The 23,129-nt window shown below is 38.1% G+C and carries 17 protein-coding genes and 1 pseudogene; 17 read left to right on the top strand and 1 reads right to left on the bottom strand.

Translation table 11 applies throughout. The features are described 5' to 3' along the window. Positions 1–40: 40 nt before the first annotated feature. From A8709_RS03480 to A8709_RS03460, 5 genes are all read left to right on the top strand, one after another. Positions 41–490 (top strand): MarR family winged helix-turn-helix transcriptional regulator, encoded by a 450-nt coding sequence (locus A8709_RS03480; RefSeq protein ID WP_084224637.1) that lies wholly within the window; start codon positions 41–43, stop codon positions 488–490. 163 nt (positions 491–653) lie between these two features. Next, complete coding sequence (locus A8709_RS03475; RefSeq protein ID WP_065850803.1) at positions 654–1,436, top strand: SDR family NAD(P)-dependent oxidoreductase; 783 nt, start codon at positions 654–656, stop codon at positions 1,434–1,436. A 32-nt stretch (positions 1,437–1,468) separates the two neighbouring features. Next, complete coding sequence (locus A8709_RS03470; protein WP_084224636.1) at positions 1,469–3,883, top strand: glycoside hydrolase family 3 N-terminal domain-containing protein; 2,415 nt, start codon at positions 1,469–1,471, stop codon at positions 3,881–3,883. Positions 3,884–4,213: 330 nt separating this feature from the next. Next, positions 4,214–5,584 carry an MFS transporter gene (locus A8709_RS03465; RefSeq protein ID WP_084224635.1) on the top strand — a complete coding sequence of 457 codons (1,371 nt, stop codon included), beginning with the start codon at positions 4,214–4,216 and terminating at the stop codon, positions 5,582–5,584. A gap of 38 nt (positions 5,585–5,622) precedes the next feature. Then, the gene (locus A8709_RS03460; protein WP_065850802.1) at positions 5,623–6,369 is read left to right on the top strand and encodes a polysaccharide deacetylase family protein; all 747 of its coding nucleotides are present in this window, start codon (positions 5,623–5,625) and stop codon (positions 6,367–6,369) included. Between the two features lie 39 nt (positions 6,370–6,408). On the opposite strand, the gene A8709_RS03455 is transcribed toward A8709_RS03460, so the two are convergent. Next, the gene (locus A8709_RS03455) at positions 6,409–7,650 is read right to left on the bottom strand and encodes a helix-turn-helix domain-containing protein (protein WP_065850801.1); all 1,242 of its coding nucleotides are present in this window, start codon (positions 7,648–7,650) and stop codon (positions 6,409–6,411) included. A 265-nt stretch (positions 7,651–7,915) separates the two neighbouring features. Between A8709_RS03455 and A8709_RS03450 the strand changes: the two genes are divergently transcribed. From A8709_RS03450 to A8709_RS03400, 12 genes and pseudogenes are all read left to right on the top strand, one after another. Continuing rightward, entirely contained in the window at positions 7,916–10,201 is a 2,286-nt protein-coding gene (locus A8709_RS03450; protein ID WP_065850800.1) for a glycoside hydrolase family 3 protein, read from the top strand. Positions 10,202–10,289: 88 nt separating this feature from the next. Next, complete coding sequence (locus A8709_RS03445; RefSeq protein WP_065850799.1) at positions 10,290–11,018, top strand: GDSL-type esterase/lipase family protein; 729 nt, start codon at positions 10,290–10,292, stop codon at positions 11,016–11,018. Continuing rightward, positions 11,015–11,179: pseudogene (locus A8709_RS35630) on the top strand (S-layer homology domain-containing protein); the annotation flags it as partial. The gene A8709_RS03445 and the pseudogene A8709_RS35630, both read left to right, overlap by 4 nt. A gap of 18 nt (positions 11,180–11,197) precedes the next feature. Beyond that, positions 11,198–11,620 (top strand): S-layer homology domain-containing protein, encoded by a 423-nt coding sequence (locus tag A8709_RS03440; protein WP_141692407.1) that lies wholly within the window; start codon positions 11,198–11,200, stop codon positions 11,618–11,620. 150 nt (positions 11,621–11,770) lie between these two features. Further along, positions 11,771–13,564, top strand: coding sequence for a TniQ family protein (locus tag A8709_RS03435; RefSeq protein WP_065850797.1), 1,794 nt, complete (start codon positions 11,771–11,773; stop codon positions 13,562–13,564). 106 nt (positions 13,565–13,670) lie between these two features. Beyond that, complete coding sequence (locus A8709_RS03430) at positions 13,671–14,003, top strand: Mu transposase C-terminal domain-containing protein (protein ID WP_065850796.1); 333 nt, start codon at positions 13,671–13,673, stop codon at positions 14,001–14,003. Positions 14,004–14,224: 221 nt separating this feature from the next. Beyond that, a complete protein-coding gene (locus A8709_RS03425; RefSeq protein ID WP_065850795.1) occupies positions 14,225–14,986 on the top strand; it encodes a PDDEXK family nuclease in 762 nt (253 codons plus the stop codon). Next, a complete protein-coding gene (locus tag A8709_RS03420) occupies positions 14,973–17,051 on the top strand; it encodes a DDE-type integrase/transposase/recombinase (RefSeq protein WP_065850794.1) in 2,079 nt (692 codons plus the stop codon). Before A8709_RS03425 ends, A8709_RS03420 begins: the two co-directional genes overlap by 14 nt. Continuing rightward, a complete protein-coding gene (locus A8709_RS03415; protein ID WP_065850793.1) occupies positions 17,038–17,964 on the top strand; it encodes a TniB family NTP-binding protein in 927 nt (308 codons plus the stop codon). Before A8709_RS03420 ends, A8709_RS03415 begins: the two co-directional genes overlap by 14 nt. Positions 17,965–17,986: 22 nt before the next feature. Beyond that, on the top strand, positions 17,987–20,008 hold the full coding sequence (locus A8709_RS03410; protein ID WP_065850792.1) for a TniQ family protein: 2,022 nt from the start codon (positions 17,987–17,989) through the stop codon (positions 20,006–20,008). A 440-nt stretch (positions 20,009–20,448) separates the two neighbouring features. After that, positions 20,449–22,041, top strand: coding sequence for an ATP-dependent nuclease (locus A8709_RS03405; RefSeq protein WP_084224630.1), 1,593 nt, complete (start codon positions 20,449–20,451; stop codon positions 22,039–22,041). Next, entirely contained in the window at positions 22,028–23,113 is a 1,086-nt protein-coding gene (locus A8709_RS03400; RefSeq protein ID WP_167356989.1) for a UvrD-helicase domain-containing protein, read from the top strand. Before A8709_RS03405 ends, A8709_RS03400 begins: the two co-directional genes overlap by 14 nt. The last annotated feature ends 16 nt before the right edge of the window (positions 23,114–23,129 follow it).

Here is a 23,129-nt window from a genome sequence, read left to right as displayed (position 1 = left end):
TTTGATACTGACTACGATAACTAAAAAGGGAGGTAATGGTTTGGAAGATGAATTGACTGACTATACCAATCGCTTCAGCACAACATTTAAGATGGCTCACCGTAAGATTTCACAAAGTGTCTTCGGCGAACTCAATACAGAGTTAACAGCTCCCCAATTGTTCACGTTAGCGATGATTTCCATGGAACAGACACCGAAACAATCTCACCTTGCTGATAAACTGGGCGTTAAACCAAGTGCAATCACAGTTATGATTGATCGACTGGTTCAAAGTGGGCATGTTATCCGTAAACATCATGAGACGGATCGACGAATTGTTCTAGTCGAGAATACAGCTGAAGGAACCGCCGTCCTTGCTCATTACAACGATGTCCAGAAGAAAATTATTTTCCGGGGATTATCACAGCTTCCACCTGAAGAACTGCATATTTTCGTAAATGCGTTCGAGAAATTATTAATATTTATTTCATCTAAGGATCCATTCCTGTAATGAAGTAATTTCGTGGAATCGAGCTCGGCAAGGATTATGATGCAAAGGGGCTAGGGTGTAGGATACATTTTCCACCACTATCACTCAAAGTGTCAATGTTGTATTACTGAGAATAAGCGAGAAAACAAGAGGAAAATAAACTTTATTGTGGGAGTGAAAACAAATGGGGATTTTAGAAGGTAATGTAGCATTAATTACAGGTACTGGAGCAGGAATAGGTAAACAAACAGCTATTCGTTTTGCCGAAGAAGGCGCAAAAATTATTATGTGTGATTACAATGAAGAAAAATTACGTATAACAGAAGAACTCCTAAAAGAAAAAGGTGCAGAAGTTTTATCACTAGTCATTGATATTAACGATACTAAACAGCTGAAAATATTAGTTGAAGAAGGAGTAAAACGCTTCGGTACAATTGATACACTTCTAAACATTGCCGTTGGTGGTGGTACAAACGGTGGTCCTACGCAAGTACCATTTGCAGAAACACCGTTAGAATATTTTGAAAGCTTTAACCATGCCACAGTTGCTTACGCCCATTTGATGCAGTTGTGTTATCCATATTTAAAAGGAAAAGAATCATCGGTTATCAACTTCTCTTCTTTCATGCATTACGGCAGCCAACAAGGAAAGCCTTTATACCTTTCAGCTGGAGCAATTTCAAAAGCGGCCATCGCTGGATTAACTCGTGTTGTAGCAGATGAATGGGGATTAGATGGCATTCGTGTAAACATGATTTATCCATCTGCTGTAACTGATACATTAAAAGGAAATGGCTACGGCTTAGAAAAATTAATCGAAAATATGTCGCTTAATGCATTTAAACGCCCTGGCGATCCTTACAAAGATATTGCAGGTGTTTGTGTATTCCTTGCCAGTCCGGATAGCCGATTCCTTACAGGTCAATCGTTCTTCGCTTCAGGTGGCGCTTCTATGGGAAGAGCTTAATTGAATATAAATGACGAGAGGAATGTGTGAACATGACAAAAGAAACACAAACAAATATGCTTCCCTATCAAAATCCACAGCTAAGTATTGAGGAACGGGTAGAAGATTTAATGAATCGAATGTCTGTTGAAGAGAAGGTTAGACAGATTACTTGTGCCATGATTATGCCTAACATGGATAATGACAAACTGGATCTAAAAAATAGCATGGGTTCCATGACGATTTTTGGAAGTCAAGATCTGATCAAAGATCTTACTAATGCTCAAGAATATGTAATTGCCAACTCCCCTCATGGGATACCTGCGTTGATTCACGGTGAAGCACTCTCCGGTCCTGTTGCGATGCCGGGGGCAAATCTGTTTCCAGCACCGATTGGGCTGGGGGCATCCTTTGAACCTGAACTTGTTTCGAAGATGTCAGAGGGCACTAGGAAGCAGATGTATGCTTACGGTATCAGACACGCATTATCTCCAGTATCTGATCTCGCCCGTGATTTTCGTTGGGGCAGAGCGAACGAGGGATACGGTGGAGATCCAACGCTTACTTCGGTTATGACAGTCGCTTTTGTCAAGGGGCTTCAGGGCGAAGACATAAAAGAGGGGATTGCATGTACCGCTAAACATTTTCTTGGATACTCCCAGAGTGAGAGTGGAATGAACATGCATAAATCTATGGCTTCTGCTAGAGATTTAAGAGAGAATTTTGCAAAACCTTTTGAAGCAGCAATTCGTCTGGCAGATTTAAAATGTGTTATGAACTGCTATTCAGAGGTTGATGGGGAGCCAGTTTGCTCCAACGAGCGAATTTTAACGGATATGTTGCGTGATGAGTTGGACTTTAAAGGGGTTGTAGTTGCTGATTATAACTCCATAAGACACCTCGTAATGGATTTTAATACTGCTGAGAACTTGTTCGAGGCAGGCAAACGTTGCTTAGAGGCAGGGCTGGATGTTGAACTACCTACTAGAATGGGCTATAGCGATGAAATGATCGAGGCAGTCGAGAAGGGTGAGATGGATGTTGCGTTAGTGGACCGTGCATTGAGACGATTCTTGACATTGAAATTCGAGCTCGGGCTCTTTGAAGATCCATATCCACATCCGGAACTTGTCGCGGCTGCGATGGATAATACAGAGAATAATAAAAATTCCCTCGAAGCTGCAATTAAGTCAATGACATTGATGAAAAATGACGGGATTCTCCCTGTTCGTGATAAAAGTAAAAAGATTCTGCTTGTAGGTCCAACGGGTAACAATTTACGCTTAATGTATGGAAATTACACTTATATAGCAATGTTGGAAATGCTTGTGAGTTTTTCTACAATGGGCGCTACGCAACCTGGTGTTGAATTTGAAGAAGATGATGATAAGAAGTCCGCTTTCGACGACTTGGCCAATATGCTCTCTTCAATTAATTTCTCGGACAAATCTATTATCGACGACACAATCCGTAAATTGTATCCTGGTGCAACAACTATTTTGGATGGGCTACGTGAAGTATTCGACTCCGTCGAATTTGTAGAAGGCTGTGACTATAAAGGTGACGATGCTAGCCATATTGCTGAGGCAGTAGAAGCTGCTAAGAAGGCAGATATCGTGTTCATGGCCGTAGGCGCAAAGAATGGCCTTGGAGCAACGGCTTCTTCAGGTGAAGCCGTCGATTGTACAAGCCTCGATTTGATGGGGATGCAGGAAGAACTCATGCGTGAGGTGTTCAAAGCAAATCCTAATATGGTCATTTTACACACTGATGGTCGTCCTCTATGCAGCGAGTGGGCTTACAAAAATGTCCCTGCTATCATTGAGGGTTGGTTACCTTCTACTTATGGCGGAAAAGCTTTTGCAGAAGTCATTAGTGGTAGGGCGAATCCGGCGGGTCGTACACCAGTTGACGTACCTCGAAGTGTAGGCCATCTTCCTGTTTACCATTACCAAAATAATGGTTCTTCTGCAGTATATGACCGTGGTCTCCTTAAAACAGGTTATATTGACAGTGATAGCTCGACGTTAGCTCCTTTTGGCTATGGTTTGAGTTATACGACATTTGAATACGGCAATCTTAGCGTTGAAAAGGACAGCGACGGGAAGCTTAATTTGAGCGTTACAATCAAGAATGTTGGTGACTTGGATGGTGACGAGGTTGTACAGCTTTATGGAAAGGATCTTCTTGCAAGCCTAATTCGTCCACGACAAGAGCTGATTGGCTTCCGACGTGTAGCACTCAAAGCGGGAGAAAGTAAAAAAGTCTGCTTTACCTTCAAACCGGATCAAATGTCATTCCAGAATGTTAAAGGTAAATGGATTCTTGAAAAAGGTGACTTTAAGTTCTTCGTTGGTGGACATAGCGACGATGTTCGAGCAGAAGCCATTTATACACATGAAATAACGGAATATATTGATCACGCAACTAGAAGCTTTTTTGCAGAGACTTGTGAAGAGCTAGTGTAATTCAACTAACATTCGGATTTTGTGGCCTTTTTATAACTTATAACTGATAACAGATGCTGCTGATAATATTTATCATCGGCGTCTGTTTTTTCTTTTTATTCAGTTGAAATGAAAATCATGAACAGGAAAAGTCTAAAAAGTGTTATCGATTTAGTCGGGATACTGATAGAGGCTCTATAATAATTCAGATAAAATCAAGTTAACAACATGATAATACCAAAGGGTGGTCGAATCACATGCAGTTTTCTCAGGAAAGGTCTAGCATAATCCAAGTATCTTTGTCGATAATGGCCGTATTCAAACAAAATTAATAGAAATAGAGGTGGAATTATGCACGCGATTGAACAGAAAAAATATCTGACATTTGGCAACAAAATGGCATATGGCTCAGGTGACTTGGCGAATAACATCATCTTCGGGCTAATTACATCTTTCCTTATGATATATTTGACAGATGCAGTAGGCCTAAACGCAGGTATTATTGGCACATTAATGATGTTTAGCCGCTTTGCAGGCGGAGTTAGCGACGTAGTTGCCGGCACCATAATCGACCGCACCAAACACAAATGGGGCAAAGCACGCCCTTGGGTTTTTTGGACGATCATCCCTGTTGTTGTGTGCGAAGTCTTGATGTTTAGCACTCCAAGCATGAATACAACCTTGCAGTATATTTACTTTTTCATAATCTATACAATACTGAATGATGTCTTCTTTACACTTAACAATGTTGCTTACTCAACCTTATCTGTACTGATTACAGCAAATAAACAAGAACGTGTCCAACTAGGCGTTGTGCGTTTTGTCTTTGCACTTGTTGCAGTTTCAGCGATTTCTGGTGGAACAATGGCTTCCGTTAACGCATTTGGCGGCGGGGTAGTTGGCTGGCGAATGACTGCACTGATTTTTTCTGTAATCGCGGCAGTCTTCTATTATATATGTGCACTATCGATAAAAGAGTTGCCACCCTCAGAGTTGGGTATTCATGAAGATGTAGCTCCAGAGAAAACTGGTGTATTTCAGAATTTAGGTAAGCTGTTACGGAACAAGTATTATGTTATGCAGTTATTCATTAATATCCTGTTCAATGGATTGATGACAATGGTCGGTGCAGTGGGTGTTTATTATATGAAATATGTCATTGGGAATGCTGCAATGTTAGGAGTATTTAGCATTGTTCAAGTTGTACCTATGTTTTTAGGCTTAATTTTCACTCCAATGCTCGTGAAGCGGTGGGGTATATATAAAGTTAATTTGATTGGTTTTACTCTAGCGACCATCGCCTGCATCCCATTCATGATTTTTGGTATGAAGGGTATGACAACACCGATGCTAATATCTCATGGATTCGTATGGCTTTTTCGTGCGCCCATGCTGGGTACTACGTCGGCGCTTACTGCAGAAATTAGCGGATATACGTATCGCCAGACAGGAAAAAGGTTGGATGGTTCTATGTTCAGTTGCATGTCCATGGGAGCAAAGGTGGGTGCTGGTATTGCCACAGCTATGACTGGTTGGTTACTTGCACTATCAAAATATGATGGTAAGTTGGATGTACAGCCACAAAGTTCACATTCTATGATTACGTTTATGTATGTGGCCTTACCACTAATCATTAACGTTATCATGGTAGCGATCCTGATGCTTCAGAAAGTTGAAAAAGCGAATGAAACTTGGGATGCCCACCAAATCACAGCAAAATAAGTGATGAACGATAGTAGTGAACAATGGGGGGGATATTTGTGGTTTATAAAAAATACTTCACAATGAGCTTTGATGATGGGCTGGAGCAAGATAAAAAACTGATTTCTATCATAAACCAGTATGATTTAAAGTCTACGTTTAATCTTAATTCTGGGTTGTTTGGAGAAAAGCAAGCGGTATTACGAATGGGGGAAATTGGATTTGCGACTGTTAAAAACAGACGGAAATTTCCAGCCTCATTATTCAAAGGGGTCGATCATCATAGAATTCCTCGAGATGAGATCGTGCAAGTCTATGAGGGTCATGAAGTTGCAACACATGGGCAGAGGCATAAGTTGCTTATAACCCTATCTGAAGATAATTTAAAGCATGAAATAACAGAAGATATGAATGCATTAACCAAACTGTTAGGTTATGAAGTAACAGGACATGCCTATCCAGGCGGCGGATATAACAAAGCTGTTATTAAGTGTATGCGCGAATCGGGTATTGCGTATGCTCGTACTGCCAAAAGCACGCAATCATTCAGTCTTCCTCAAGATCCCTATAAATTTAATCCTACCTGTTGGAGTCATGATAAGCATATTTTTGAATTAATGGATGAATTTATCAACACGGAGCCCAAAGGCAATGATAGGGTATTTTGCATAGCTGGACATGCTTATGGATTTGACTATGGGACGGAGAGAGGTTCGTGGACGCATTTAGAAAAAATATGTGAAAAAATAGCTGGTCATGATGATATTGTTTACTGCACAAATCAAGAAATATTCAATAGACGTTGAGTAAATTATCATATGAAGAAAAATACAAGAAGCATGCCATTAGACGGCATGCTTCTTGTATTGCTTCGGCGTCACACCAGCATACTTTTTGAACACTTTCGTGAAGTGGCTCTGATCGTGGAAGTTAAGCAAGCTGGCGGCGCTGAACGGCGTAGCATCGGAGAAGGCCAACAGTTTCTTGGCTTCTTCGACTTTCTGCCTTTGAATATATTCAGAGATGGTTATGCCTGTTTCTTGCTTGAACAACTTCGTGAGGTGCGAGGGGTGGACACCTGCAGCTTCTGCAAGTTCGGCCAGTCTGATTGGTTCATAGATTCGATTGAAAATATAGTTCTGACAGACGGCGACTGGCTTAGAACGGCGGGAAAGTCCCTGACGGCTGACACGGTCAGCGAAATCAAATAACACTTCTTGGGCGACTTTGAACACCTCTTCCGCATCATTTAGATCCTCGATATGCTGAATCCAGAGGTCACTGACGGTGAGAGCCGCCTCGGGGTACATACCGCCTTCAATCGCGGCCATCGTGGCGTACGTGACGGTGCAAATAGCTAAATTTTTTTCGCTGCGGATCCGGCTTCTACGGGACAAGACTCCGACAGTCTCCTTTTGAATAAAAGGAAGATACCGGGCGAGCTCCTCTTTACGTCCTTCTTTCACGCATTGCAGCAACATCTTGTCCGTGTCCCAATGATTGTGAGTGTTTAGGTTTAACCGCTTATCCAATAAATCACGTACAACCTCGTCATTTAGCGCGGGAGGCTGACGAAACGAAACGTTTCGGTCAATGACTTCTGTAAGATCGAGCGGGAGGCGGAAGATTAAATAGTATAGCAATGTTCCTGCGAGCAGCATAGATTTTGTGTAGCGCACTGGCAATTGCCGGTAGTAGTCCAGCAACGGTTCAAGGTGAACCCCCGATATGGCGTAGTCGTAAAGAAAGCCTTCGAGCATCTCGGTAGTCACCATTGAGCTTGTGGCCGGGCCGATCACGATGGCCCTTGATTGCCCGGACGTTTCGTCAAAGCGAAGCCAAATATATTGATCAAAAGCATTCCATGTTGCGTAACAAGGGATTTCGAACGGCGACTCGTCTGAGAAAATACCTTCCCTTACCAGGTCGCTGTTTGGATCTAGGGGATGTCGCGGTATGTCATGTCCTGAATTAAATAATATTTCGACTGTTCGATCCGAATTCAACAGATGAACGGGGAGCTGCAGGTTGTCGTGTAACAGCTTGCCAATTAATTGCAATTCTTCATCTTCAATCGTTCTTTTCATTGCAAGCTTTACCTCCTTCTTCCCGTTTATCGGAAATTTACCGAAATACGCTGCGATTAATACCAAAGATGCTTTAATTATACCATGAATTATGTTCTGTAAGCGGTACAATTCTTAGTAGATGATAGTAAAGGAGGACAGGATTTGGATATTACTGAGCATTTGTTGATTGCCTAAATGAATTTGTTAAGAGCGAATGTTGCCATGATTCGATAGCGAAAGCAAGTTATATCAATAATTTCAAATTGAAAGGTAGGATAAATTCATGAAAAACCAAGAAACTTTATTAAACTACGAGCCGGCTATTCAATATATAAAAAATGAAAAAGGGCCTGTGCTGGGATACTCGAGTGTGTCTGGGGTTCCGATCATCGAGAAGGATGGTTTGTATTTCAAAAACTTAAGCAAGGACGGAGTTTTGAAGCCTTACGAGGACTGGAGACTACCGGCCGAAGTACGAGCCAAAGATTTAGCATCCAGGCTATCCGTCGAACAAATCGCGGGGTTGATGCTGTACAGCAGCCATCAGATAGTTCCGACAACTAGCGGGGGGTGGTTCCCCGGCACGTACGCCGGCAAACCTTATGAAGAGAGTGGAGCCAAGCCATGGGATCTGACGGACCAGCAGGTAGCTTTCATTCAGGAGGCTCATCTTCGTCACGTGCTGATCATGATGGTAGACAATGCTGAAACGGCGGCCCGATGGAACAATCGACTGCAAGCAGTTGCTGAGGGGGATGGCTTCGGCGTCCCAGTAAACAACAGCTCTGATCCGCGTCACGGCTTCGACGCAACTTCCGAGTTCAACGCTGGTGCAGGTGCGACTTCTCGAGTGTCGTTTTGGCCGGAACCGCTTGGATTAGCGGCCACTTTCGATCCAGCGGTAACACGTGAATTCGGCGAGATTGCTTCGAAAGAATATCGTGCCCTGGGCATGACGACTGCGCTATCACCGCAAATCGATATCGCTACTGATCCGCGATGGAGTCGCTTTAACGGCACCTTCGGGGAGGACTCTCAACTATCTGCTGATACGGCTCGGGCTTATGTGGATGGATTCCAAACATCCGTTGAGGAAGCTGAACTCGCGGAAGGTTGGGGCTTTGACAGTGTGAATGCGATGGTTAAGCACTGGCCGGGCGGAGGCTCGGGAGAAGCCGGGCGCGATGCACATTTCGCTTGTGGCAAGTATGCCGTTTACCCAGGGGACAATTTTGAAGATCATTTAAAGCCGTTCATCGAAGGGGCTTTTCAACTGGAAGGTAAGACAGGTAGTGCATCTGCTGTGATGCCGTACTATACGATCTCTCATGATCTGGACAAGAAAAATGGAGAAAACGTTGGTAACTCTTATAACCGCTATTTAATTACCGATTTGCTACGGGAACAATATGGTTACGATGGAGTTGTGTGCACCGATTGGGGAATTACGCGGGACGAAAGCGTACGTAAAGGCACCCTTGCAACTGGTAAGTCATGGGGAGTCGAGCATCTTTCTGTAGCGGAGCGTCATTACAAACTGCTCATGGCTGGTGTGGACCAATTTGGCGGTAACAACGATTCGGGGCCTGTAATGGAAGCTTATCAGATGGGCGTCGAAGAGCATGGTGAGGCGTTTATGAGAGCGAGATTCGAGAAATCGGCAGTTCGATTGTTACTGAATATCTTCCGACCTGGCCTTTTCGAAAACCCTTACCTGCAGCACGAGCTGAGCTCAAAGATCGTCGGCTGCTCTGAGTTTATAGACGCAGGTTTTAATGCGCAACTGAAATCGATGGTTCTTCTAAAAAACAAGGGCCACGTACTTCCAATCAAGGAACGCAAAACAGTCTATATTCCGAAACGGTATTTGCCCGCGGGAACAAGCTGGGTGGGCTTGCCTACGCCAGAAAAGCTAGAGTATCCTGTCGATCTTAAAGCTGTGGCAGAATACTTTGACGTCACTGACAATCCTGAAGAGGCGGACTTCGGACTTGTGTTCATAGAACATCCGAACTCGGGCATTGGCTACAGTCAAGATGATCTGGACCAGGGAGGTAATGGCTATTTGCCGATCAGCCTTCAATACCGACCTTATACAGCAGAGTATGCACGCGAACATAGCATAGCGGGAGACCCGCGGGAAAACGACGTGCTAAATCGTACGTATAAGGGCAAATCAGTTACGACACACAACTCAAACGATTTGGATGCCGTTCTCGAAACTAAAGAAAAAATGAAAGGCAAGCCGGTTGTTGTATCTTTATTACAGTCGAATCCTACCATCGTTGCGGAATTCGAAGCGGCGACCGATGTTATTATTGCGAACTTCGGCGTGCAAGTTCAGGCGATTCTTGAAGTCCTGACTGGTGTTTTCGAGCCATCCGGTTTACTGCCGTTTCAAATGCCGGCCAACATGAAGACGGTAGAGGAACAGTTCGAAGACGTTGCACATGATATGGAGTGTTACGTCGATTCGGAAGGAAATGTCTATGATTTCGGATTTGGGCTGAACTGGAATGGTAAAATTGAAGATGCACGTACGAAGAAATATCGGAAAGTAAGAAATTAAAAACCAAAAATGCTGTACTAAAGTAAAGGGTGTTACCGTTAGAGGTAACACCTTTTGTGTAATTACCACGAAGTGAAGGGGAATGACAATGGTTATCGTAATAATAATTATTTTCCTCATGATTACATTTTTGGTCTGGCTGATTGGTTATTGGGGAATAGCCTCTATTCCGTTTGAACGAAAAGCAAGATCGGGGCAGGTGAAGGTTGCCTGCGTGGGGGATAGTCTGACATATGGTTTATACGTTAGAAATTGGTACCGTAATAGTTATCCTAAAGTACTTGGGCGAATGTTAGGAAAAAACTTTCATGTAAGAAACTACGGCCTAAGTAACCGAACCGGAATGGAGACTGGAAATCGACCTTATCAGGCAGAAAAACGTTACCGCCAGAGCCTTTCCTTTGCGCCGGATGTCGTTTTTATAATGTTTGGGACGAATGATTCCAAGCCGAACAACTGGAGAGGGGAGAAAGAATTTATTAGGCAATATAAGAAACTCATTCAGTCGTATAGGGAAGTGCCTTCTTCACCTGCTATTTATCTGTTGACGCCTCCCACCCCTTATTATGTGGAAGGCAAGACAGAAGGCAATATGAAGTTCGAAATACGCAAACCAGAGATCATGGAAATTCGCGATGCTGTCATAGAGATTTCGCAGGAATGGGAACTGAAAGTGATCGATATTAATCGTAAAACAGATAAACACCGTGAATGGTTTACATATGACGGCATTCACACAAATGTGGGTGGGTCTGAAGCAATAGCAAGGACAGTATATGATGAGTTCAAGGAAGAGTTTCAGACAAAAAGGCAATAGCGTCGACGAATGAGTACGGGCTAAAGCGCCGTGTCTCTCAATTTGATAGCACCAAGAATCGTGGGTACAGCTGGGCTAACGAAGCGGTACTTGGACTAGCAGCTCGTGAAGTTATTCAGGGCAGAAGCGATGGGAATTATGTTCCGGAAGGGCAAGTGACTCGAGCTGAATTCGTCCAAATGCTCACAGTTCTTTTCGACCTGAAAGATTCAACAGCAACCACGACTTTTACTGACGTTGAGTCGGGTGCATGGTACGCCAATGCGATCGCTTCCGCACAGAAAGCAGGACTCGTACAAGGCAAAGATGATGGGAGTTTTGGTGTGAACGACCAGATCAGTAGGGAAGATATGGCTGTGCTCATCTACCGAGTCTCGAAGATGCAAGGGTCGGGAACTTTTAAAACTAGTGTTGCAATTGATAAATCTTCCACGTTCTTCGACATCGAACAGTCTTCGGTATATGCCAGAGAAGCCGTCAATGCCTTGCTACAAGCAGGTATAATGAATGGAATGAATAATGGATATTTTGAACCGAAGAGTAGCTCTACGAGAGCTCAAGCGGCAGCTGTCCTGTATAGATTGTATCAGGAGATGTATTGAAACGAATTTAAGTAATATCTAATGAAAAGAGCAATCTACAATTATGTGGATTGCTTCTTTCTATTTCTATGAATTTAGCTTGGTAGATTGAGTATATGTTTTACTAGCTAAGTCAATTCTATTAAGAATAAAACTGGAGGAGGTATGATCATGAGGGGACAATTGACTATTAGAAAGAAAATCATTCAAGGAGAGTCGATTCTTAGTTATATTCACCGCTGCGCAAGTGCAAATGGAATGAATTTCAGCTCCCTTATCAATTTAATTAGAAAACCTAAATATCAACTGCACGCTAGAAATATTCATAGAATTGATCATTATCCAGAGAACATTCTTGATTTTGAAAAAGTGTTCAACTTAACTGGTCTTACAAGAAATGACGTAAATCAAGCAAGCTTAAGCAAAGTATTAAATAAGTTAAAAGGTAATAGCAAAGAAGAAGATAGTATGTTCCTTACAGGAATGATTCGTGATAAGCTGCATTATTGTTCTGAATGTTTGTTGGAAAATAAACACCTTAAACTTATATGGAAAATTAACGGAATTGATACTTGTCTAAAACATAGAGTCGCAATGAATAACTCATGTAGTCACTGCTTTAAAGATATTTTGATTCAAGATATCTATACAATTGGGATATGTCCGTATTGCGATAATGATTTGAGTAAATCAAATAATGAAAAAAAGTTAGCCACATTGGCGAAGATGGAAGAACAAAGATTGTTACAACTCAACTGTTCAATTTTGATTAGCGGTAATGATGATGTTTCTCTAAATGAGGAGGAGATTGCAATTAGAATACTATATATTCTCAATGACCAAAAGGATATTTTTAATAGACAAGCTATTTTAGCTAAAATAACGTCCTCAAAATTAACTTACTATCTGCAGATTGCTCGGAGCACAACTACAATAAAACGCACAATTCATCTCCAGTCTATATTTGATATTCTAAGTTCGTTTCGAATGGACATTAGTAATTTTTTTGCGCTGAAAATCTCGTCGCAATTTATTGATTCCGTAATTAATAATAAATCTTCTAAAACAATACCATCCTGTCAGGCACCTTGGTGTGAGAATTTTGGTGTACCGGATTCGTTACACCAAACTACGTCAAAGAACGTTCGGAAACCTAGTAAATTATTAAGAAGCTATTATATCTGTAATAAATGTGGTTGTGAATATGCTATTGATGATCAGGATCTGTTAATAGAAAGGACGAATTTTATAAATAGCTACAATATTCTATCTAATAGAAGTCTAACTAAATTAACATGGCCTGAGCGAGAAAAAGCTATGGGGATAAAAAGAAATCGTATTAATCGAATTCAGGCATATTTTTATGTTAGAGAAATGTTTGTTAATGAAATAAGCAAGAGTATCTATCAAATAAATCAAAAGAAGCTCTTTGAAGTACTCCAAGCTGTTAAGAGTGGTGAACCAGTATATGATATTCAGCATTGGAAAAGTTGGATAAGGAATGATGAGTATCTTTTGTATCGCTATCACCCTGAAGTGATTAATGAATTACTTAATCAAAAAATGAGTTCTTTTGTTGAGGAAAAAGATAATAGCTCATTTATAAATAAGGTAGAAACAGCTTGTGAGAAATTGATTAAGCGTGGCATGGGAATCACACTACCTACTGTGTCATCTGAGATGAAGATCAGTGCAGTGACGATACAGAATAAGGGAGCTGCATTTATAGTTGCAAGATATAGTAAGGAACAAAAGGGAGAACAAGAAAGGATAACTGAAGAGGCGATTATCGAGGAAATTAATAACTACTTTACTCAGCATGAAGGGCAACTAGTATATGCTCACAAATTATATAAGAGTTTAAGAGTATGCCGGCATACTCTAAAGAGAAATCATCCGGAGTTAATCATTCAAATTAAGCGCATGAGGGAAGAATGGAACAGAAACATAAAAAATATAGCATAGCAGTCGCTCATAACTCTAGAAGTTAAGAACGATTATTTTTTTTGAAATAAAATATCCGTGTATTTATAAAATATAGATATACGGATATACTAGGAGCTATAAAACTATGAAAGAGGTGTTGGAGATGGTAAATATTGAGTTGGCAACAGTAACAGAAAAAGGAATTCTATTAAAATCTAATTATTATTCTTGTCCAGAGGCAGTATCGCAGAGATGGTTTGAACTGGCCCGGACAATGGGGGAATGGCAGGTAGTGACTGTCTACAATCCAGATGAGCTATTTTGTATGCAAGTTTACGCAGGAAACCAAAATTGGTTTCTCTGCAATGTAATACACTTCAATGAAATTTCAAGTTCTAAGCTGAGAAAATATTTTAATAGTATTCAAAAGTTGAAATCGATTAGGGATGGGAATAGAAAAAATAGCAGTCTAGCATGAATTTAAAAGTATTCGATACTAACTTGTATACTGCGAATTTTTGTTGAAAAGTTAAAAAAAATGCAACTTAGTTAGAACCTTTGTCGAATACGAAAATTAAAGAAGGAGATATCAAATTTTAGTAGAAATTGTTGGAAAAAATATCATTGACACCATAGAAAACTCGCGATTTTGACAAGATATAGCAAGGAGCGAGTATTAACTATTTTGGAGGTGTTTAAATGGAATGGCGTCGTAGTAACTGGGATGAAGAAGATCAACTATATCATCCTAAATTAAGAGTAGATAACAAAATCAGCTGGCAGCGCCCTCACATAATAGGTTCCTTTCGAAGCGTAAAGTTACAAAGAGATGTAGAATTCCATTCGCTTAATGAGAGACTTTTCTATTACTTTTTAGAACTTGATACTGAAGTCCAACGTTATTATGTTCAACCTGTTGAAGTCGGAATGCGGTATTTGGATTCAGAAGGACAAAAAAAAGAGTGGCAACACGTTCCAGATGTACTAGTATTTCGCCAAGGCTATAGCCCACTATTGTATCAGATTAAAGAATCACCTGATGATCATACAAAGACATTTGAACGTTGCAATAGGCAGTGTAATACTTATGCAGAAAATAAAGGCTGGAAGTACAGTGTTATTTATCCAAAGACATTACCAGGAATTGTTCAATCCAATATTAATATGTTACATGGGTTTTTAAAAAAGAGGAAAACTTATGAATTCTGGCAAGATCAGATCTTGTTAAAATTAGAGTATCTTCAGGAGTGTACAGTAATTGATTTGGCTAGAAGTTTTTCCTCAAGTGTTGATTTTAGAGTTATATTACCAATAATATATCATCTTATTGCGTCAGGATCCCTAACCTATAATATATCAAAACCACTTAGTGAAAATCTGCTTGTAAAGGTTGGTAACCTCATGTCTCAGCTAAATCCTCACTTTCAGGAAGGAGATGGCCAAGAAAATGAAGCTTCATAAATTGAAAGAGAATTCCGATTTTCATTATGAAGGGCGGAAATATAAAGTAATATCCATAACACCCCCTAATGTTTTTGCCATCAAATCTGGCGGGGATCTAGAAGAAGAATTTAATTATTTTGAACTAATTTCTAATCATTCATTTAAATCGCTAAATACAACTGTTAAACAAGCAATTAAGCAGGCTGACAAGAATAAACACAGTTCAATCCTTGATACCCTGAATAAGAAGCAAAGAGCTGTTGTATCTTCAAGATTTGAAATGATACAGCCAATAATACTACTAGAAAAAGCAAAAAGTGGTAATGTTAGGGCTAGTACAGAATTTAAAGAAAGATACAATTATTATTTTCAAAAAAATGAATTAATCAGTGGCATTACTCAAGAGCAGCTGATTAAGCGTATTTCTTCAGTATTTGGACTTTCAGCAAGAACGATCAAAAGGAGATTAGCTGATTTTAAAAGAGAAGAGTCAGCGTTGCCAAATGAAGGAATAACTGGATTAGTTCCTAAGACATTAAAGCACAATTTTACACGTAAAGATTATAAGATCCTTGAAATATGTCATCCCAAGAAACAGGATCTAGTTTTGGATAGCATAAGAGTACGATTGCCTGAAGATTGCATTCCCGTAATTAAAGGGGTCATTGAAAGAGAATACCTTACATTGAAAAAAGCTTCTGCAAAAGAGATCTTTGATACAATTGAATCCAAATGCCTCCTCCAAGATATTACACCCCCAATATATGACACTATCTACAAAATCCTTTCTCGACTTAACCCTGAGTTAAAAATACGTATGCGCGATGGTAAGACAGGCAATGAAAAGTTTGATGAAGTTCAGCGTGGGTTCTCAAATAAAGAAGCCAAATATCCTCTTCATATTGTTGAAATAGACCATACGCAATTAGATATTGATGTAATTGATGAGAAAACAGGACTCGTTATCGGGCGGCCTTATATTTCTTTAGGCATTGACGTGTATAGTAGAAAGATTTGGTGCATGGAAGTATCATATGAGCCTCCTTCTGCAGATAAAGTAAGAAGAGCACTAATGCATGGCATCTTCTTTAAAAATTCTAAACAGAAGTACGGAACAATTAATGATTGGGACATATACGGTATACCAAGTATTATTTATCTGGATAATGGTCCTGAGTTTAAAAATGCTGAAGTAAAGCGAATGATAAATGAGACACTCCAGTCTCAAATTCAATTTCGTCCTGTAAAAACACCGAGATATGGAGGGACAATTGAAAGGTATTTTGGAACCTTAAATTCAGAACTAATACATCGATTAGACGGAACACGAAAGGGAAGTGTACAAGAAAAAGGAGATTATGATTCTGAAAAAGAGGCTTTATTTACATTGGAGGATATAAGGGAATTACTTTCAGTTTATATCACGGATGTTTATCATCACTCTGTTCATAAAGGATTACCAATTGAATATCCTACTCCAGCTACACGTTATTATGCAGGGCTTCAAATGGTTGGTTTCCCCGAATGGGTTGATAAAGAGGAAGAAGATCATTACAGAATGGAACTTCTACCGGTATTACAGAAACCTTACACTCGAGATGGCGTGCGGTTTGAAAACATTATCTATAAGAGTGCGACCCATAATGGGCTAGTAAGGCCGCGAGAATATAAGTATCGAGTAAAATACGATTCAGATGATGTTTCGAAACTATATTTGCAGCTGCCTGATACTGGGGAGTATGTAGAATTAAAAGCGGATAAATCACTATTGGAAGAGTTAGAAAGTATGAATCGGTTTACGTTTAAGAGAGTCCTTGAGATATTACGGGAAAAAGGCGATTTGAACGCAGGTCATATTCCTGGTTCAAGAGATGTAAAAAAAGGCATGGCTTTGCTAACCAAAAGAATTCAGGAGAGAGTTAAGTCAAGGCGTAAAGCAAGGGAGCAGGCGGTTAGAATGAATCTTGAAATGGGAATATCAGTTTCTCAGCCGCCAAGACAAAGTAAGTCTAATGGCCAAGTAACATTAAGTGATCTATTTAGTGAATTGAAACTGGGGGAATATAAAGATGACAGAGATTAATAATACTCAATGCAGTAGTTTCTCTGAAAGAGTTGCTAATCTTCATATAGATCATCCGCGTGTTAAAAAGATATGGGATACGCTTGATTCAATAAGAATGCACAATCGATTTCAGGGTGGGGCTAACTCACCGCGGCATCGTTTTATCGTTGGTTTATCCGGTGTAGGTAAAACTCAAATGATGTGGAGATATGCAGAGAGTAATATAGGGTATGTATATATCGACGAAAAGGGAACAGAGTATGATATAAAGCCAGTAGTGTATGTAAATCTACCTGATCCATTTACGATTATGGAGTTTTACCAGAGTATAGTTCAAAGTTTAGGAGCTCCACAACTACCAGGGAGGCCAACTATTGGAGAAGTTAAAAGACAAGCATTTACGCTAATGGAAAATCAAAAGGTAGAAATGCTAATTTTAGATGAGATGGACCATATTCTTACATCAAGGTTTGTAACAAATGAAGAAGCTATGGGAGCAATAAAACATGTGGCTAATAACGGAAGGATATCAGTTATTTGTGTTGGCACACCAGCAGTAGAATTATTAAGGAAATTAGATTCTCAGCATTTTAGGAGGTATCCTCCTACTAAGCTGGAGAGATTCAAATTTTGTGATCAAGAGTTTTTAAATCTTTTACATTCCATAGAAGAACAACTTCGCCCCCCAGTACCCATACATTTGTCTAATATGAATACAACTTTCCCAACATTACTTCATAGAATTAGCTACGGCCTTGTTGGATATTTAACACCGATTATTCAGGAAGCATACTCTTTGCTTGGTGTATTTGAATCAAACTTCGATGAATCTAGTGCAAATTTGAATTTAAAATTAGTTTTAGAGCAGGCATATCATAATATTGTAGGAGATGTATCAGAAGAAGAGCGAGTAAAGATGATCGATCAATAATAGATTTCTGGGGGATTAATTAATGACTCGTTTAACAATACGTTCTTTACCAGGTCAAGGAGAATCACTTTCTGGTTACCTTATGAGAACTTCTAATGACAATGGAATTAATTACTCCAAATTATTACAAATGTTCACTGACAAAAGAAAAGTGATGGGAAGTTATGGTTATATTATAGATTTCCTACCGCATCACGTATTTGATCTTGAACTACTTGCTGAATTTATTGGGGTTGACTCAAATAGAATCAATTCGATGACTATGTCTCCAATATTTAATAATATATATGATGAAGAAATTAGGTTTCTAAAGTCTTTTAGAGTTTCTATTTATCAGGAAATGGAAAAGTTCAAAAGAAGATTTTGTGTAAAATGTTTGGAAAATGACGGGTTGTATAAGGTTTTGTGGCAAATAAAAGAAGTGAAAGTATGTACGGTTCATAGAGAACCACTAATCACACAATGCCAAAATTGTGGTATTGAGCAACCCTATACTACTAATGACTTAAGTCAATATATTTGTTTCAAATGTAAGAATACGTTATTGGTGAAAATGCGTGACGACCAAAGTACTATTATGTTGGCTAACCAAAATAAAAACCAATCGGATTGGGAATTTCTCCTATGTTTAAACAATCCACTTATAAAAAATAATGAAAAATTATCCGGAATTAGTAATGAACAATTATTGGCCGCAAAGTTACTTTATGTTGCACAAGGTTGCCCAATGAAATATAAAAGAAGTGAAAGCATGTCGCTAACTAATTCACAAATCAAGGGTATATATGCATTGTATAATAATAGACATAAAACAAAATTAGTTACATTACAAGATATTTTTAATGTTATCAATTCGAGATCTATGAGTGTTAAACAATTTGCTGAGACCGATGTACCACAAAATTATTTGGATTCTATTAATAATAATAATATAGTGATTTCTAAGGGGACTTGCATAGCTCCTTGGTGTTTAAATAACGGTTCAAATACAAAAATGCGATATATAAGTAAAAATGAAAATTATTTGAAAAAGAAATATAAGTATATTTATGTTTGTACCTCTTGTTTTGTAAAATATGGATTTAATGTGCAAACTAATGAATGGGTAGAAATCGGTGAAAAAATTAGCCTTATCCCTAAAGTATTACCTCTTGTTAAACCTGGATTTAAAATTAATACACTAGTAAAAAATTTAAATACTAGTTTTACTAATGCTTACGAAATTGTAGGTTACTTAGTGATCAGGGGGATAGTGTCATTAGACATTATCAATTTTAGTTATCCAATAAAGCTTGAAAAAACTGAAGTAGTGCTTAATTGTTTTTATGAATTAATTGAACCAGCGTGTGATAGACAGAGTATGTGTAGGAAAGCGGTTAGTTTATATAATTGGAATACTTTAGAGTTCTTTATTTATTATGCTTATGAAGAAGTTCAAGAATTTTTAATATTTAGAAATACAGAAGTTAAAACTAAGAAAAGAAAACTTTCAGAAAGTAAAATAGATGAAATAGTAAAAAATAACGTTGGATTTCTATCCAAGAAACAAATAGCAGCTGCGTTAGAGTGTGATGAAAGAACCTTAAACTATAATGGATTTGAAAAAAAGATTGAAAATATTGTAATACAAAATAAATATTATAAAAACAAAGAGGTTGGGTTGGAGATAGTGAACAGAATCGAAAAATACTTTGCGGAAAAAACAAATGAAAATCAGATTAGCATCGAAAAAGTATATAAATATTTAGGGTTTTCTAAAAAATACTTAAAAAAGAACTACCCTGATATTTATTATCAAATTACATGTGAAGTGGAAAAAATTAAAGGTATTATAAAATTAAGAAAAATTAATAACTGGTGTATTTTAGCTCAGGAAGCATGTGAAAAAATTATTAATAATTCTGAGAAACTAATAAATAGAAATATAGCCCTAAAAATGGGGGTATCTATAAGTGTAATTGACAGTCATCCTGAAATAAGGAAAGCAATTAGAGCTATGAGTATTTTTGGGCTTGTTGATAATGCAGCCTCACAAGATACCTAATACCACCTTCAATTACAGAAAATTGATTACCTGGTACAAATAAGTAATAAAATTCAACCATGATGAGTGCATACCACTCTGAATGGTTTTTCAAAGTTATGTGGAACGACATTATTTACTCGTAATATAAAGTATCACCCGATATAAAGGGAAATAGGGTGTTAGAACAAATTATCGATATCGCTTTAAATAGAATTGAATTTTAATTACTAGGCAGTGAACGTTAGAGATCACACGTTCCTGTCTTTTTATTTTACGAAAGCAAGAACCAGAACTTGTCTCTCGAAAATAACCAAGAAAAATATATTAATCTATGATATGGAGGATATATTTGTAAATAATATTGAGAAACATGTATTAATTTGTAGTAAAATGGTATTAAATACCTAGGATATATTTACTATATTCAGAGGCAAACATTTCTTATAGAGGGTGTTATTTTGATAGAAAGAGTTATTATTGATAATTATAAGTCATTCGAGCACTTTGATTTAAAGTTTCGAGATGATGTAAACATTATTGTTGGTGATAATGAAGCAGGGAAATCATCCATTTTAGAAGCCATTAACCTTGCTTTAACCGGGCAGTTGTATGGAAGGAATGTAATGACAGAAATAACGCCATATCTATTTAATATTCAGACAATTAATAAATATATTGATGGTTTGAAATCAGGAGAGAAAACCGAGTTACCGACGATCAGAATAGAGCTATATCTAAATAATGGTGAAGATACGGTTAATCTCTCTGGAACGAACAATTCTAAGCGAGAGAATACAGCTGGAATTAGTTTATTAATTGAATTTAATGAGGAGTATACTGATGAATACAGTAACTACATAAAATCACCTGATGAGATAAGGACTGTACCCGTAGAATATTACACTGTTAAGTGGTATTCGTTTGCCAACAAACTGATAACACCTAGGAGCATTCCATTAAATGTATCTCTAATCGATACATCGATGTTGAGAATGCAAAATGGTACAGATCAATATATATCTAAAATAATTTCTGATGCACTAGAGCTGAAAGAACGCGTCGGTATGGCTTTAGACTACCGAAAACTTAAAGAAGATTTTGCTGAACGTCCAGCCATAAAAAACATAAACGATAAATTAGCTACAAAAAAAGGCGACCTCTCAGAAAAGAATTTCACTGTTTCAATTGATGTTACTCCTAGATCCAACTGGGAATCTAATTTGTCTTCGTATCTAAACGATATACCATTCCAGCATAGTGGAAAGGGAGAACAGAGTGCGGTAAAGATGAAATTGGCTCTTGAATTAAAAGCTCAAAAAGCTCATTTAATTTTAATTGAAGAGCCAGAGAATCATTTGTCTTTTTCAAGTATGAACAAGCTAATTGATCAAATTAGTCGTAAATGTACAGGTAAACAACTAATTATTACTACTCACAGTACATTTGTCTTAAACAAAATGGGATTAGATAAATTAATTTTAATAAAGAACAATATTGCAATGACATTGAGCGATTTGAAAGATGAAACTCAGAAATACTTCATGAAACTACCTGGATATGATACTCTTCGGATGGTATTGGCAAAGAAAGCAATCCTTGTGGAGGGGCCATCTGATGAATTAATTGTTCAAAAGGCTTATCACAAATTCTATGGCAAGTTACCAATTGAAGATGGAGTCGATGTAATCGCAGTGAATGCACTATCATTTAAGCGTTTTTTGGACATTGCCAAGAAATTAGAGCTAGATGTACGCGTTGTAACAGATAACGATGGGGACCTAATTAAGTTTAACTCTAAGTATGATGGTTATTTAACAACGGATCATATCAAGATCTGTTATGACAAGAATATTGAGTATCCTACACTAGAACCCCAGTTATTGAGATGTAATGACTTGACAGTATTTAATCATATTTTCAATACCAAGCACAAAACTGATCAAGAAATGCTCCATTATATGGGCAAAAACAAAACTAATTGTGCAATGTGTTTATTTGAGACCGATGAAAATTTTAATATTCCGGGGTATATTCACGATGCTATCAAATAATATTGTTACAATATCCGCGGCAGGATCTGGAAAAACGACAACGATTGTTGATGAGGCTATGGTTAAGACGGATTCTAAAGTTCTGATTGTTACATATACGAATGAGAATTTAAATGAGATCAAAAGAAAAATAATTAAAAAGTATGGTTTCATTCCATCGCATATAAAAATACAGGGTTGGTATTCTTTTTTGTTGCAAGAATGTGCTCGGCCCTATCAGAATTTCATTTATGATAAGAAAAGAATAGAATCAATTTTACTAGTTGAAGGAAGGTCACCAGCGTATATAAAAAAAGCAGATGTAGAGAAATACTATTTTGCAAAAGGAACCTTAATCTACACCGATAAAATTTCTCAATTTATCTATGAATGCAATAAAAAATCGAATGGTCTGGTTATTAATAGACTAGAAAAGATGTATGACCATATTTATATTGATGAAGTTCAAGATCTTAATGGTTGGGACTTAGACTTAATTCAAATGTTTTTTAAATCTTCAATAAAAATGTCGCTTGTTGGAGATCATCGGCAGACAACATATAAAACAAACAATGCCGCAAGGAACGGAAAATACTCTGGAGTTAAAATCTTAGATTTTTTTCTTGATCTTGAGAAAAGAAAAAAATGTTCTGTTAAATATCGGACAGAGTGCCATAGAAGTAACCAGTTAATTTGTGACTTTGCTGATACTCTCTATCCAATAATGAAGAAAACGATTTCTAAAAATCATGAAGAAACAGGACATGACGGATTATTTACAGTAAATGAATCAGAAGTTACAGATTATATAAATACATATAATCCTGTTGTATTGAGATACGATAAGAGAAGTAAGTTTGATGCAGAGAAAATAATGAATTATGGCATGTCTAAAGGATTAACATTTGATCGAGTGTTAATTATACCGACTGCTCCCATTAAAAAGTATTTAATGAAAAAGGGAGAGTTAGAGGGAGAATCATTATCGAAATTTTATGTTGCAGTTACGAGAGCGAAGTATAGTGTGGCTTTTTTGATGAAAGAGAGTGTCACATTTGAAGGGATACGAGCTTATCAGGTAGCAAATAGTTAGGATATTTATATGGGGG

Source organism: Paenibacillus pectinilyticus, assembly GCF_001700435.1.
Classification (GTDB): domain Bacteria; phylum Bacillota; class Bacilli; order Paenibacillales; family NBRC-103111; genus Paenibacillus_E; species Paenibacillus_E pectinilyticus.
This window is presented reverse-complemented; position numbering and strand designations above follow the sequence as displayed.

Excerpts from the sequence above, each read along its gene's own strand:
- A8709_RS03475 (WP_065850803.1), top strand. The coding sequence starts at position 654 with ATGGGGATTTTAGAAGGTAATGTAGCATTAATTACAGGTACTGGAGCA.
- A8709_RS03470 (WP_084224636.1), top strand. The coding sequence starts at position 1,469 with ATGACAAAAGAAACACAAACAAATATGCTTCCCTATCAAAATCCACAG.
- A8709_RS03465 (WP_084224635.1), top strand. The coding sequence starts at position 4,214 with ATGCACGCGATTGAACAGAAAAAATATCTGACATTTGGCAACAAAATG.
- A8709_RS03455 (WP_065850801.1), bottom strand. The coding sequence starts at position 7,650 with ATGAAAAGAACGATTGAAGATGAAGAATTGCAATTAATTGGCAAGCTG.
- A8709_RS03450 (WP_065850800.1), top strand. The coding sequence starts at position 7,916 with ATGAAAAACCAAGAAACTTTATTAAACTACGAGCCGGCTATTCAATAT.
- A8709_RS03445 (WP_065850799.1), top strand. The coding sequence starts at position 10,290 with ATGGTTATCGTAATAATAATTATTTTCCTCATGATTACATTTTTGGTC.
- A8709_RS03440 (WP_141692407.1), top strand. The coding sequence starts at position 11,198 with ATGCTCACAGTTCTTTTCGACCTGAAAGATTCAACAGCAACCACGACT.
- A8709_RS03435 (WP_065850797.1), top strand. The coding sequence starts at position 11,771 with ATGAGGGGACAATTGACTATTAGAAAGAAAATCATTCAAGGAGAGTCG.
- A8709_RS03430 (WP_065850796.1), top strand. The coding sequence starts at position 13,671 with ATGAAAGAGGTGTTGGAGATGGTAAATATTGAGTTGGCAACAGTAACA.
- A8709_RS03425 (WP_065850795.1), top strand. The coding sequence starts at position 14,225 with ATGGAATGGCGTCGTAGTAACTGGGATGAAGAAGATCAACTATATCAT.
- A8709_RS03420 (WP_065850794.1), top strand. The coding sequence starts at position 14,973 with ATGAAGCTTCATAAATTGAAAGAGAATTCCGATTTTCATTATGAAGGG.
- A8709_RS03415 (WP_065850793.1), top strand. The coding sequence starts at position 17,038 with ATGACAGAGATTAATAATACTCAATGCAGTAGTTTCTCTGAAAGAGTT.
- A8709_RS03410 (WP_065850792.1), top strand. The coding sequence starts at position 17,987 with ATGACTCGTTTAACAATACGTTCTTTACCAGGTCAAGGAGAATCACTT.
- A8709_RS03400 (WP_167356989.1), top strand. The coding sequence starts at position 22,028 with ATGCTATCAAATAATATTGTTACAATATCCGCGGCAGGATCTGGAAAA.